The following is a 13,166-nucleotide window of genomic DNA, read 5'->3' on the forward strand; positions in this document are numbered from 1 at the left end:
CGTCATATATGGACCCACCCAGTTTGCAAGTAATTTTACACGTTTGGTAATAGAGTCATTGCCTTCATATATTCGGCCTATTTATTGAGCACATTATTATTGTGTTCATGGCCCTGATGTAATCAGCACCCGAAGCTCTTTATCATTCCCACGGCTTCTTAATGAGCCTATGACGGTGCCAGAGTTTCTTCGGGGCGGTTTGACCGCATACCATCGATGTAAAATTTATCGCAACTGTTGATGAGTATCCTTTATTTGTGCTGCTAGTTGTTCGTGCTTTTAGTGATTAGGCGCCTTTTAGCTCGTAAGCTTTGTCATTACAGATAACCGACCAGACAATACGAGCCAGTTTATTGGCCAAAGCGACGCAGGCAATATTAAACGACTTGGTCGCTTTAAGCTTAATTGCCCACTGACTTAGCTTATCTTCTTTCTTATCCATCCGAGATAACGCACTTCTGGCTCCCGCAACCAATAATGTGCGTAACTGTATATTACCTTTCTTAGTGATACCCAGCATTGTCTGATTACCACCCGTTGAATGTTGACGAGGAACAAGACCACACCAAGCTGCAAAATGCCGACCATTTTGAAAGTGCTTCCCTTGACCAATAGCAGCATAAAGCGCAATGGCTGTAATAGGGCCGATTCCGACAACAGTTTGGGCTTGTTGGCAAACATCATTTGTTTCTGTAAAGCTTTTGATTCTCTGCTCTACTCGCTCGATTCGTTCACACAATGCTTTAAATTCTTCGTATAAATCATTAAAGAGCTCTCTAGATATAGAGGTTAAGTTATTATTGGCATCCTCTAAAACCTCAGGTAATACCTTTCTAAAAGCTGACCAACCTCGATTTATACTAATACCTTGTTCAAGTAACATTCCACGAGCCTGGTTACTGAGCTGAGTACGTTGTCTAATTAGTCGCTCTCTAATTCGTAAAACAATTTGAGCATCTTGCTGCTCTCTTGTTTTGATAGGCACAAAAGTCATGCTATCTCGTTGAGAGGCTTCAGCTATCGCTTCCGCATCATTATAATCATTCTTATTTTTTCGACGGTAAGCCACGACGTGTTGAGGGGCGATGAGCTTTACCGTGTGACCTAAATTAACCAGTTCTCTTGCCCAATAGTTTGAGCTGCCACATGACTCCATAACGATACAACTCAGCTCTATCTGAGCAAAATAAGAAAGAACTGCTGTACGATTGAGTTTCTTTTTTTTAAGGATTTTTCCATGTGATGTCATATGTACAGCATGGAAAATGTTCTTGGCTATATCTAATCCGATCGTTATAGTTTTCATATGGACCTGCCCTCAGTTAGATGATTGTGTTTAATATTCATCTTGGCGCATTGCGACGCCGTTTAGAAGGGTGGGTCCATTTCATTATTCCCGAAAGCGACGAAGGAGCGTAATCGGGAATCTGTTATTTGCTCGTTGCCAAAAACAAAAAGGAAAGCCAATGGCTTTCCTTTTTAGTATCTAGCGTTTGCTCATTGCTAACGATAGCCTGAGATTAACAACCAGGGCCACAATCTAGACAGTGTTTCACCATCTCTGGACCAAGGTGCAGTTTCGCATTCAGGTCACGTAGCGCTGTTCGTACACCTTCTTCAATTACTGGGTGGTAAAATGGCATATCCAACATTTCAGAAACCGTCATCTTTTTCTGGTGTGCCCATGCGAGTAAGTGAGCCAAATGTTCTGCGTTTGGTCCCATCATCTCAGCACCAAGGAAACGGCCTGTACCTTGCTCGCCGTAAACGTGCAGAATACCTTTGTTGCGTAGCATCACTCGTGAACGACCTTGGTTCTCGAAAGACACTTCACCTGTTGCGAAACAACCACATGTGCCTAAGCGGGTTATGATCTCTTTGTATGTTTCACCCACCATCGCGATTTGTGGGTCAGAGAATACCGCAGAGATTTTAGAGCGGCGTAAGCCTGCGCGAATCTCTGGGAAGCGACCTGCGTTATCCCCCGCAATACGTGCTTGGTCTGCTGCTTCATGCAGTAGAGGCAGTTGGTTGCTTGCATCACCGGCAATAAATACCGATGGTAACGATGTTTGTAGCGTGTAGTGGTCGGCGATTGGCACACCACGTTCATCAAGTTCTAGAGAGGTATTCTCTAGGCCAAGCTTATCAGTGTTTGGACGACGGCCTGTTGCTGCCAGCACATACTCAACGACGTTAGTTTCTAGCTCACCTTGCTTATTGATGAACTGGATTTCGACTCGATCTTCACCTGATTCAGTGGTAATGCGCTTCATGCTTTCGATTTTTACGTCAGCATCTAGGTAGAACTCTTCATTGAAGGCTTTATCTGCATACGCCATGATTTCTGGGTCGGTTACTGGGCCAACTTGACCACCCAAACCGAACAGTTTTGTTTTTACTCCTAGGCGGTGTAATGACTGACCAAGCTCTAGGCCAATAACGCCCGGGCCAAATACCGCAACCGACTCTGGTAAATCATCCCAGCTGAACACGTCATCGTTAATGATCAGGCGGTCACCAAGTTCATTCCAAACTGCAGGGTATGCAGGGCGAGAACCGGTCGCGATAACAATACGCTTAGCGCTGACAACCGTGTGGTCATCGATTTGTAGCGTGTTGTCGTCTAAGAACTTTGCGTAGCCAGAGATCTTGTCTTGCTCTGGGATTTCATCAACACCTTCTAAAACAAAACCAACAAAACGGTCACGTTCAAATTTCACTCGGTCCATCACTTCACGGCCGTTAATCACGATATCACCTTGTGGGTGAACGCCAAAAGCCGGAGCTTTCTCGATGTGATGTACACTTTCTGCAGCTGCAATAAGCAGTTTAGATGGCATACAACCAACACGAGCACAGGTTGTACCGTAAGGGCCGCCTTCAATCATCACGACACTGTCAGTGTGTGCTTTTGCAGCGCGGTAAGAACCTAGACCTGCCGTACCGCCCCCGATAACTGCTACATCTACATTGACTTGTTTCATAATAATTTTCTCGCAATGGCTAAATTTAGTGTGAACGAACCCCTCCAACTCTGGTGATTTTGTTGAGAGTCAGGATTGCGGTTCAGTTTTGTGATTCTGTTTTATTAGGTTTAGCTTGTGATTCAGCTTTTTGTTACTCACTGCTTCTTGTTACTAACTATAGGTTAGTTAAAAGTTGGCGAGTCAGAAGCTGTATCTTTTTCCAAAGCTCAGATAAGAGTGGTTTGGAATAGCTAACCCACAAGAGGGTGGGTTAGCTGGTATTACCAAGCTATTTAATTACTTAGGTTATTTAATTGCTAAGCGTTTATTAGCGACTAAGTGATTAACCTAGGAAAGTTTCTAGTTCTTCGCTACCACCGATGTGTTTGCCACCGATGAATACTTGAGGAACGGTAGTGCGACCAGAGATTGCACGTAGGCTTACTGTTGTTGCGTCTTTACCTAGAACCACTTCTTCGTAGTTTAGACCTTTGTCGATTAGGTTCTGTTTTGCTTTCATACAGAAAGGACAGCCTGGCTTAGTGAATACTGTGATTGACTCTTGCTCTTTGTGTTCAGGAGCAAGGTAGTTAAGCATAGTATCAGCATCAGAAACCTTGAACGGGTCGCCTGGTACGTCTTCTTCGATGAACATTTTTTCTACCACGCCGTTTTTAACCAGCATGCTGTAGCGCCATGAACGTTTGCCAAAGCCGATGTCGTTTTTCTCAACTAGCATACCCATGCCGTCTGTGAAGTCGCCGTTGCCATCTGGGATGAATGTGATTTTTTCAGCTTCTTGGTCTGCTTTCCATGCGTTCATTACGAACGTGTCGTTTACAGAAACACAAAGGATGTCATCAACGCCGTTTTCTTTGAATACAGAGTGCAGCTCGTTGTAACGAGGTAGGTGGCTTGAAGAACATGTTGGTGTAAACGCACCTGGTAGGCTGAATACGATAACTGTCTTGTCTTTGAATAGCTCTTCCGTCGTTACGTTAACCCATGCATCGCCTTGGCGAGTTGGGAATGTTACTTGAGGGATTGATTGACCTTCTTTAGATGCAAACATATTGATTTCCTTAAATAGTATTTTAATTTTGTTCTATCAGAGCTTAACGTTTTTCTTTGCTCTGTTTCGTTTCGTTGAGCCCATTATTAGATAAATCCTTTGATAGCTCTAATCGTTTGATGTTATGGTTTTGATAGGTAAATTCTATCAAGAGCATTTTTCTTTTAAATGTTTCTATTAAAACCCTTGTTCTTATTAAAACCTGAGGTAAGAGACTGAGCATGAACATTCGTGACTTTGAATACTTGGTGGCGCTCGCTGAGCACAAACATTTTCGAAAAGCAGCAGAAGCGTGCTTTGTAAGTCAGCCGACATTGAGCGGTCAGATACGCAAACTGGAAGATGAAATTGGACTTCAATTAACCGAGCGTAGCCCAAGGAAGGTAATATTTACAGAATCAGGTTTACAACTTGTTGAGCAAGCCAAGCGCATTCTCAACGAGGTAAAGACTTTTAAAGATATGGCAAGTGGACACGGTGAAGCGATGACGGGGCCGATGCACATTGGTTTTATCCCGACCGTTGGCCCGTACATTTTGCCTAAGATCATTCCTTATCTAAAAGAGAGTTTCCCAGACCTTGAGCTTTATCTGCACGAAGCGCAGACACATCAGTTAGTGAGCCAGTTAGAAGATGGCAAGCTTGATTGCTTGGTGCTGGCTGCGGTAGATGAAACGGCTGCGTTCAAAGAGATTGATGTCTATGACGAACCATTAAGCGTTGCCGTACCGTGTGATCATGAATGGGCACAGCAGGACGCTGTCGATATGTTGCAATTAAATGGACAAACCGTGCTTGCACTGGGCGATGGTCACTGCTTACGAGACCAAGCTTTGGGCTTCTGTTTTGCTGCGGGTGCAAAAGATGATGAGCGCTTTAAAGCGACCAGCTTAGAAACGCTGCGTAACATGGTAGCGGCAGGGGCGGGCATTACCTTGTTACCTCAGTTATCGGTTCCAAAGGAAAAACAAAAAGATGGTGTGTGTTACGTGCCAGCGGTGAATCCAACACCTTCACGTCGCATTGTTGTTGCCTACCGACCGGGCTCTCCGCTAAAGGGGCGTTTTGAACAACTGGCTGAGGCTATCCGAACTCAATTGGAAAAAACGGCTTAGCACTCGAGTTTAGAGTGGAGTTCGTTCAGATGTAGATATAAAAAAAGGGTTGATATGAATTCATATCAACCCTTTTTTGTTGGTTCATCTTACTAAGTTCAACAAACCCTAGCTAGAATAGCTCTTCTACTGCTTCGCCTGATGACGTTGAGTAGATGTCATCATTGAAACGTTCAGTGATGTACTCAGTTGGCTCTGTGCCTTTCTCGAAGTACTCGAACATTGATGAGCTATCGAACTTATTAGTCAGTAAGCCAGTTTCACGGTCGATACGAACACGAACGATGTTCTCCGGAATCTCTTTACGTTCAGCAGGAACGCCCGCTAACGCCGTACCCATGAAATCAACCCATGCAGGTTCTGCTGTTTTAGCGCCCGCTTCGGCACCGGTAATTTGGCTCTTGCCAAGGTTAGAGTTCGCTTTAGTTCGACCTAGGTTACGGTTGTGGTTATCAAAACCAACCCATACCGTTGCCACCATGCCAGGGCCGTAGCCGCTGTACCATGTATCTTTCGAGTCATTGGTGGTACCGGTTTTACCGCCAATGTCACGACGCTTCAACGGCTGCGCTCGCCAACCTGTACCATTCCAACCTGTGCCAGCACTCCAGTCACCGCCGCCCCAGATGTTGCTGTACATCATTTCACGAACAAGGAATGCGTTCTGCTCAGAGATGACTTGAGGCGCGTATTGCACTTTGGCATCCACATCTTGCTCTGCAAACTCATCGGCCATTGGGTCTGTGGCAACCTTATGATCGCAATTGTCCTTACAAACCACTTTTGGTGTCGCTTCGAATTCAGTCTCACCAAATGGTGTTTCAATGCGGCTGATGTAGAAAGGTTCAACGTAGTAGCCGCCATTAGCGAATACTGAATAACCTTGTGCTACTTTCATTGGCGTTAAGCTACCCGCACCTAGAGCAATGGTTTCAGAGCGCGGTACTTCGTCAATATCAAAACCAAAACGAGTTAGGTAATTACGAGTATCATCTAAACCAACTTCACGCAGCACACGCACAGCCATTACGTTTTTAGATTGAGCTAAGCCAATACGTAAACGCGTAGGACCCACGTAGGTCGGTGGTGAGTTCTTTGGTCGCCATGCGGTACCTTGGCTCTTATCCCATTGATTGATAGGCGCATCGTTGATCAGTGATGCTAACGTTAAGCCTTTATCAATCGCCGCTGAGTAGATAAATGGTTTGATACCAGAACCCACCTGACGAATAGATTGCGTCGCACGGTTGAATTTGTTGTGAACAAAGTTAAAGCCACCCACCATCGACAATACCGCGCCGTTGTTCGGGTTCATTGCAACAAAAGCAGTGTTCGCATTGGGTACTTGGCTTAGTCGCCATTCAACAGGTGTTTCTGACTTCGCCTCTGCTGACTCTTCTGTCGGCTCTTCAGATACTTCGTCTCCTGTAATTGCTTCATGGCGAACCCAAACTTGCTCACCAACAGCAAGAATCTCTTTCGCTTGAGAAGGGGCTGGTCCTTGGCGATTATCCGTTAGGAATTTACGCGCCCAGTTCATGCCTTGCCACTCAATAGTGCCTTCGCCTTGGTTTTTAACCCAAACTTGAGCGCTTTTCGAATCAACCGCGGTAACAACAGCAGGGACTAAGTCACCATAGGTTGGTTGAGACTTAAGGTGTTTAACGATTTGTTCTTGATCCCAAGCTGATTGTGCCGTTTGCCACAACACTTTTTCTGCACCACGGTAGCCGTGACGCTCATCGTAACCAAGTAGGTTCTTAATCGCCGCTTGGTTCGCTGCCTTTTGCAGTTTTGAATCAACGGTCGTGTAAACCTTCATACCTGATGTGTAAGCGGCTTCGCCATAGCGTTCAACCATCCACGCACGTGCTACTTCAGCAACATACGGCGCGCTCAGTTCAATCTCTGCACCGTGGTATTTCGATATCAATGTTTCGCTACGAGCTTCATCGAACTCTGCTTGAGTGATGTATTTCTCGTCCAACATACGACGTAATACCACGTTACGACGGTGAGTCGCGCGCTCAATCGAATAGATAGGGTTCATCGTGGATGGTGCTTTCGGCATACCCGCCAGCGTAGCAATTTCACTCAGGGTAAGCTCAGGGAGATCTTTACCGAAATAAACACGCGCTGCCGCGCCAAAACCGTACGAGCGGTGACCAAGGAAGATCTTATTTACATAAAGCTCCATGATCTCTTCTTTGCTAAGCAGTTGCTCGATATGGATCGCAATGAAGATCTCTTTGATCTTACGCATGATCTTTTTCTCATTAGATAAGAAGAAGTTACGCGCAAGCTGCTGAGTAATGGTACTCGCCCCTTGTTTGGCTGAACCCGACATTGCAACGACGAGCGCTGCACGGGTGATACCAATTGGATCAATACCTGGGTGTTCGTAAAAACGGCTATCTTCGGTGGCAATCAGAGCTTCAACTAAGTGGCGAGGAATCTCGTCATAAGTCACTGGGTTGCGACGCTTTTCGCCAAATTGAGAGATCAACTTACCGTCTTGACTGAAGACTTGCATTGGCGTTTGGAGCTTCACGTCACGCAAAGTGGCAACATCAGGCAACTCTGGTTTTACGTAATAATAAAACCCAAAAATTGTACTGACTCCAAGAATCATGCAAATCAATGTAAATATGAATAATCGCTTTATGAACTTCACCGGATAATCCCTGATTAGTTAAGGCTGATAAGCAGCAAACCCTTGTACTCTAGGCTAAAAACTTAGCTTTCGTTTATTAACGCTTATTTAACTAATAATCACAACCCCTAGATAATCAACGAAATGCTTGGCACTTCAGGAGCTAGGTCACATGGGTTCATCATTAATTACAGGTATAGATATAAATCATCACAGCATCAAAGCCGTGGTACTAAAACCCGTGGGGGAGTTGTATGCCCTAGTGGGATACAAAGAGCTGCCGATTTCGGACGACATTTTTACAGCTAACCATACTTTGGAGTATCAGAAAACTGTTAAGAAACTTAAAGAACTTAGGAAAGGGCTGCCTTTTGGCTGTTGCAACGTCGCCATTTCAGTACCTGATAACACGGTGATCAGCAAAGTACTGCAAATAGAGAGTGAGTTAGAAGACAGAGAAAAAGAGTTTTCGATCTATCAAACCTTTGCTCATCAATCTCCCTTTCCGATAGAGGAGCTGAGTTTAGATTTTGTAAAGCTAGAAGACAAACGATTTGGTAAAGGTTCGACAAGCAGTTATCAGGTATACGCCACTCGTAAAGAAGTGGTGGATAGCCGAGCGGATGCTTTGACCAAAGCTGGTTTTAAACCTGTCGTGGTAGACACGCAGGCGCATGGGCTGCTTAACATCTGGCAAATGGCATCGCGCCTGTACCCCGAAAAGAAAAATTGGCTGCTGGTGGATGTGGGAATCGACCAAACGTCGTTAGGCATTATTCCACAAGGTTTGGCACCGTTTTATAAAGATATCGCTTTTGGTACCAAAGATCTTCGTAGCCATGGTGCTGCAAGTGATATCGAGAGTGTGTTCGCCACCACTGAAGATACACATCAATTTATTGTTAACCTGATTGAGAAGCTCAAGCGTCAATTGCAGCTCTATTCCTCGGGAAATGCGCAGCAACCTATCTCAGGGATCTGGCTGATGGGCGAGGGCGCCAGCATTCCGATGGTAACCGAAGAGCTAGAACGTCATTTTCAGATGAGCTGCGAGTCATTGAATCCTTTGTCTCTATTTGAGAATAAGGTGGCGAAGCGACGTCGATTACCAACGAATTGGCAACATTTCGGTATTGCGGCGGGTATGGCGATGAGTGGACTCAAGTGGCAGGGAGAAAAGCATGTTGCATCAAATTAACCTGCTGCCGTGGCGTGATGAGATTCGCGCTCAGCACAAGAAGCGCTTTATTCATCTGATCATTCTTGGTGTCATCATCGCGCTTGCAGGGCAATGGGCGGTTGGTCACTATTTTTACGACCAACAAGCCAAGCAGCAAGCCCGTCTTAGTTACCTCAATCGATATATTGCCGAGATCGACCGACAAATTCAGTCATTAAAGGTCGCAGAGCAGGAGCATAAAGCGATTCTGACTAGGCTTGATGTAGTCGAATCGTTGCAGCTTGGTCGCAACAAGACCACCGACTTTATGAACCTGATGCCGGAGCTGATTCCCGAGGGTGTGTATGTCGACAAGATAAAGATGAATGGTCAGGAGATTGAAATGTCGGGTATCAGCGACAGTACTGCTCGTCTCGCTACGATGTTGGACAACCTCGAGCGTTCAGATTCTCTGAAAGGGGTCGAGATGCACTCTATCGTTCATAACCGCAAGCGCTTCAATAAAGAGTTTCAGACCTTCAAGGTCTCTTTTGTGTTTAGCCCTGTGTCTTTAGAAAGCACAACCGCGAGCAGAAAAGAGAAGGGGGCGCATCATGGCTAACCTTCAAAATAAGATTAGTTGGCAAAACAGGATGAGCTTGCAAGATCTCGATGTTGATGAGATCACCGAATGGCCATTGTTGCCTCAGCTTCTCGTGATTCTGGTTTTGATAGTGTTAATCCAAGGTGTTGGCACTTGGCTTTATGTGCTGCCTTTGGGTGATGAGCTACAGCAGATGAAGCAACAAGAGCAGACCTTAAAAGCGACCTTGAGAATAAAGGCCAATAAGGTTGCGGCCTTACCTAAGCTTCAGAGCCAGCTGGATGAGCTAACTAGCCGTTATGACTATCTATTAGAGCAATTGCCCGTTCAAAAAGAGCTCGCCAGTATGTTGGCCTCTGTGAACGAGCTTGGATTGGATAATAAGCTGACATTTACGCGAATTGACTGGGGGCAGAAGCAGAACAAAGAGTTTCTCTATCGTTTACCGCTCAACATCGAGCTGACGGGTGACTACCACGAGATTGGTGATTTCTCTGCGGCCATCGCTAAGCTGCCACGCATCATCAGCTTTGATGACGTGAATTGGCAGCGAGTCAGTCAAGAAAGTAGCACGCTGCACTTCAGGGTTCGAGCTTATACCTACCAATTTAAATCGGAGGTCAATGATGAAACCCAATAGCGTGTTTTATTCAACATTACTATTGCTTGTGCTCACGGGCTGTAAAGCGAATGAAGATTCGTTAGAAGACTTTGTAGTGCAAGTTGAGGCCAAAGCGAGAAAAGAGGTGGAACAATTGGTTCCTGCGACTGAGTTTTTGGCCGCTACTTATCAGCGCCGAGCCTTTCGTCCTCCGTTTGAACTGCCTAAAGAAGCCATCGTGCAAAATCAGCCTTTAGTTAAGAAAGACTGTTGGCAACCTAGCGCGCGTTCTCGTAATGGGAAATTAGAAAAGTACCCGTTGAGTAAGCTTCGTTTAAGAGGCGTCATGGGAAGCGGAACAAGTGTGTTTGGGTTAGTGCAAACACCCAAAGGGAACGTGGTAAACGTCAAAAAAGGCCAGTTTATCGGCTTAAACAATGGCCGAGTTACTAAAGTGACGAGCCAGTACGTTCAGATTAATGAAACTCTTCCAGATGGCTTAGGTTGTTGGCATAAGCGCAACGTTAGACTGGCTCTGAAGTAAACCAATGTCACATGATGTGGATATGAGATGTAAATATGATTAAAGGAATAAGTGGATTAGTGAGCAAGGCTCTACAAGGTTTTGCTGTGTCTGTGATGTTGGTCTTTAGTGTGCTCAGTCACGCCGAGAGCTTACCTAATCAATTGGAGAATATTGATTTTAGGGTAAACAAAGATAAAGACGCCGTCATTATTATTGAGCTGGCAACCAGCACCGCTGTGGTGGATGTTCAACGTGCTCAGGAAGGGTTAAATATCGAATTACTCAATACTCAAGTTAATGACGATAAGCTTTATCTTTTGGATGTGAAGGATTTCGCGACCCTAGTGGAAGGTATTGAAGTCTATAAAGAGACGCCCAGCACACGACTGTTGGCGACGATCGCTGGTGACTATCAGTATGAATATAACCTAAAAGGTCGTTTCATAGAGGTGGTGATCAGCAAGCCTGTTATCAATGAAGCGACCAAAGAGAAAAGCGTTTTAGAAAAAGAGGGCAAACTGATATCGATTAACTTCCAAGATATCCCGGTTCGAAATGTCCTGCAGCTGATTGCTGACTACAACGATTTCAATCTCGTGGTGTCTGACTCAGTAGCGGGTAACCTCACTTTACGTTTAGATGGCGTACCTTGGCAGCAAGTTCTCGACATTATCTTGCAAGTTAAAGGACTAGATAAGCGCGTTGATGGCAATGTTATTTTGGTGGCGCCAAAAGCAGAACTCGATCTTCGAGAGCAACAAGCGTTAGAGAAATCTCGCTTGGAAGAGGAGTTAGGGGAGCTTAAGTCGGAAATCATCAAGATTAATTTTGCTAAAGCCACCGACATTGCCGACATGATTGGCGGTGAAGGTGCGGTGAGCATGTTGTCCGATCGTGGCTCGATCACCATAGATGAACGCACCAATTCCCTATTGATTCGTGAACTGGAAGAAAACATTGCCGTGATACGAGGCATCATTGAATCTTTGGACATCCCTGTGAAGCAAGTCCAGATAGAGGCGCGCATCGTAACCGTTACCGAGGGTAACCTTGATGAGTTAGGGGTGCGTTGGGGTGTTTCTTCCACCAACGGTAGCTTCAAAGTTGGCGGCTCGATAGAGGGCAACCACCCATCGCAAATTACGCCGTATGACGATAATGGTGGGAATAGTGCGATTGACGATTTCCTCAATGTTAATCTAGGGGCGACATCTCCTAATGCATCAAGCATTGCGTTTCAGGTGGCCAAACTGGGTTCAGATACCTTGCTTGATCTTGAATTGTCGGCACTACAACAAGAGTCAAAAGCTGAGATTATTTCCAGCCCTCGTTTAATCACCACCAATAAAAAGCCCGCTTATATTGAGCAAGGTACTGAAATTCCTTATTTAGAGTCGTCTTCAAGTGGTGCTACTTCGGTCGCATTTAAGAAAGCGGTGTTGAGTCTTAAGGTGACACCACAAATCACGCCCGACAATCGTTTGGTATTGGATTTAAGCGTGACTCAAGATAGGCCAGGGCAAGTAGTGAAAACGGGAACGGGTGAGGCTGTTGCCATTGATACTCAACGCATCGGGACGCAAGTGCTTGTTAATAATGGTGAAACAGTCGTACTTGGCGGGATATTTCAGCACAGTGTGAGCAGTACAGTGGACAAAGTTCCTCTGTTAGGAGACCTGCCAGTTTTGGGTGCATTATTCCGTCGTAGCTATGAAAATGTGGGTAAAAGTGAACTACTTATTTTTGTTACACCCAAAGTTGTGATTCAGTAATGAACAATTAGATTAAAAATAAAGTTGCATTAGTGGCACCTAACCTTGATAATTTCGGGTCTTATCACGAATTATCTGTGAGGAATCGGTGCCACGGGCCTTTTAATTTCAGTACTTGTACTGACCTACCTTGTGGCGATGTCATTGAATTAACGTTGTAAATTACTGCTAAAAACATGGCTGAGAAACGCAATATTTTTCTTGTTGGCCCAATGGGCGCCGGCAAAAGTACAATTGGTAGACACCTAGCTTCCCAACTTCATATGGAGTTTCTAGACTCTGACACTGTGATCGAAGAGCGCACTGGCGCAGACATCGCATGGGTTTTTGATGTTGAGGGCGAAGATGGTTTCCGTAAGCGCGAAGAATCTGTAATCAACGATCTGACAGAAGAACAAGGTATTGTTCTTGCGACAGGCGGTGGTTCAGTGCTGAGCAAAGAAAACCGTAACCGTCTATCTGCACGAGGCATTGTTGTATACCTAGAAACAACAATTGAAAAGCAACTTGCTCGCACTAACCGCGACAAGAAACGCCCTCTACTTCAAACAGACAACCCGCGTGATGTGCTAGAAGATCTAGCTGTATCTCGCAACGCACTATACGACGAAGTGGCGGACTACACAGTTCGTACCGACGATCAAAGTGCAAAAGTGGTAGCCAACCAGATCGTAAAAATGCTAGAAGAACGTTAA

12 protein-coding genes are annotated in these 13,166 nt (G+C 45.3%); 7 read left to right on the top strand and 5 right to left on the bottom strand.

Features of this window, described 5'->3' with window-relative positions:
- Positions 1 to 286 precede the first annotated feature (286 nt).
- The 4 genes from H5300_RS11085 to H5300_RS27910 all read right to left on the bottom strand — a co-directional run bounded on the left by H5300_RS11085 (position 287) and on the right by H5300_RS27910 (position 4,264).
- Complete coding sequence (locus H5300_RS11085; protein ID WP_182795986.1) at positions 287 to 1,306, bottom strand: IS110 family transposase; 1,020 nt, start codon at positions 1,304 to 1,306, stop codon at positions 287 to 289.
- 214 nt (positions 1,307 to 1,520) lie between these two features.
- Entirely contained in the window at positions 1,521 to 2,987 is a 1,467-nt protein-coding gene (locus H5300_RS11090; protein ID WP_017080196.1) for a dihydrolipoyl dehydrogenase, read from the bottom strand.
- A 325-nt stretch (positions 2,988 to 3,312) separates the two neighbouring features.
- The gene (locus tag H5300_RS11095) at positions 3,313 to 4,041 is read right to left on the bottom strand and encodes a glutathione peroxidase (RefSeq protein ID WP_004729672.1); all 729 of its coding nucleotides are present in this window, start codon (positions 4,039 to 4,041) and stop codon (positions 3,313 to 3,315) included.
- A 43-nt stretch (positions 4,042 to 4,084) separates the two neighbouring features.
- On the bottom strand, positions 4,085 to 4,264 hold the full coding sequence (locus tag H5300_RS27910) for a hypothetical protein (protein ID WP_017080197.1): 180 nt from the start codon (positions 4,262 to 4,264) through the stop codon (positions 4,085 to 4,087).
- Between H5300_RS27910 and oxyR the strand changes: the two genes are divergently transcribed.
- The gene (gene oxyR, locus H5300_RS11100) at positions 4,263 to 5,156 is read left to right on the top strand and encodes a DNA-binding transcriptional regulator OxyR (protein ID WP_017080198.1); all 894 of its coding nucleotides are present in this window, start codon (positions 4,263 to 4,265) and stop codon (positions 5,154 to 5,156) included. The genes H5300_RS27910 and oxyR overlap by 2 nt on opposite strands.
- 112 nt (positions 5,157 to 5,268) lie before the next feature.
- Here oxyR and H5300_RS11105 read toward each other — a convergent pair whose 3' ends face one another.
- On the bottom strand, positions 5,269 to 7,830 hold the full coding sequence (locus tag H5300_RS11105) for a penicillin-binding protein 1A (RefSeq protein WP_019350879.1): 2,562 nt from the start codon (positions 7,828 to 7,830) through the stop codon (positions 5,269 to 5,271).
- 151 nt (positions 7,831 to 7,981) lie between these two features.
- Here H5300_RS11105 and pilM point away from each other — a divergent pair, with 151 nt between their 5' ends.
- From pilM to aroK, 6 genes are all read left to right on the top strand, one after another.
- Complete coding sequence (pilM, locus tag H5300_RS11110; RefSeq protein WP_004729669.1) at positions 7,982 to 9,007, top strand: type IV pilus assembly protein PilM; 1,026 nt, start codon at positions 7,982 to 7,984, stop codon at positions 9,005 to 9,007.
- Positions 8,991 to 9,590: a PilN domain-containing protein gene (locus H5300_RS11115; protein WP_102481610.1), complete on the top strand. Its 600-nt coding sequence runs from the start codon at positions 8,991 to 8,993 to the stop codon at positions 9,588 to 9,590. The genes pilM and H5300_RS11115 overlap by 17 nt, the downstream gene beginning before the upstream one ends.
- Positions 9,583 to 10,212: a type 4a pilus biogenesis protein PilO gene (locus tag H5300_RS11120; protein WP_182795987.1), complete on the top strand. Its 630-nt coding sequence runs from the start codon at positions 9,583 to 9,585 to the stop codon at positions 10,210 to 10,212. The genes H5300_RS11115 and H5300_RS11120 overlap by 8 nt, the downstream gene beginning before the upstream one ends.
- On the top strand, positions 10,196 to 10,717 hold the full coding sequence (locus tag H5300_RS11125; RefSeq protein WP_017085981.1) for a pilus assembly protein PilP: 522 nt from the start codon (positions 10,196 to 10,198) through the stop codon (positions 10,715 to 10,717). The genes H5300_RS11120 and H5300_RS11125 overlap by 17 nt, the downstream gene beginning before the upstream one ends.
- Positions 10,718 to 10,752: 35 nt before the next feature.
- On the top strand, positions 10,753 to 12,471 hold the full coding sequence (locus H5300_RS11130; RefSeq protein WP_182795988.1) for a type IV pilus secretin PilQ: 1,719 nt from the start codon (positions 10,753 to 10,755) through the stop codon (positions 12,469 to 12,471).
- Positions 12,472 to 12,647: 176 nt separating this feature from the next.
- Positions 12,648 to 13,166: a shikimate kinase AroK gene (gene aroK / locus H5300_RS11135; RefSeq protein ID WP_004729664.1), complete on the top strand. Its 519-nt coding sequence runs from the start codon at positions 12,648 to 12,650 to the stop codon at positions 13,164 to 13,166.

This window comes from Vibrio sp. SG41-7, assembly GCF_014164465.1.
GTDB lineage: Bacteria > Pseudomonadota > Gammaproteobacteria > Enterobacterales > Vibrionaceae > Vibrio > Vibrio splendidus.

Excerpts from the sequence above, each read along its gene's own strand:
- H5300_RS11085 (WP_182795986.1), bottom strand. The coding sequence starts at position 1,306 with ATGAAAACTATAACGATCGGATTAGATATAGCCAAGAACATTTTCCAT.
- H5300_RS11090 (WP_017080196.1), bottom strand. The coding sequence starts at position 2,987 with ATGAAACAAGTCAATGTAGATGTAGCAGTTATCGGGGGCGGTACGGCA.
- H5300_RS11095 (WP_004729672.1), bottom strand. The coding sequence starts at position 4,041 with ATGTTTGCATCTAAAGAAGGTCAATCAATCCCTCAAGTAACATTCCCA.
- oxyR (WP_017080198.1), top strand. The coding sequence starts at position 4,263 with ATGAACATTCGTGACTTTGAATACTTGGTGGCGCTCGCTGAGCACAAA.
- H5300_RS27910 (WP_017080197.1), bottom strand. The coding sequence starts at position 4,264 with ATGCTCAGTCTCTTACCTCAGGTTTTAATAAGAACAAGGGTTTTAATA.
- pilM (WP_004729669.1), top strand. The coding sequence starts at position 7,982 with ATGGGTTCATCATTAATTACAGGTATAGATATAAATCATCACAGCATC.
- H5300_RS11115 (WP_102481610.1), top strand. The coding sequence starts at position 8,991 with ATGTTGCATCAAATTAACCTGCTGCCGTGGCGTGATGAGATTCGCGCT.
- H5300_RS11120 (WP_182795987.1), top strand. The coding sequence starts at position 9,583 with ATGGCTAACCTTCAAAATAAGATTAGTTGGCAAAACAGGATGAGCTTG.
- H5300_RS11125 (WP_017085981.1), top strand. The coding sequence starts at position 10,196 with ATGATGAAACCCAATAGCGTGTTTTATTCAACATTACTATTGCTTGTG.
- H5300_RS11130 (WP_182795988.1), top strand. The coding sequence starts at position 10,753 with ATGATTAAAGGAATAAGTGGATTAGTGAGCAAGGCTCTACAAGGTTTT.
- aroK (WP_004729664.1), top strand. The coding sequence starts at position 12,648 with ATGGCTGAGAAACGCAATATTTTTCTTGTTGGCCCAATGGGCGCCGGC.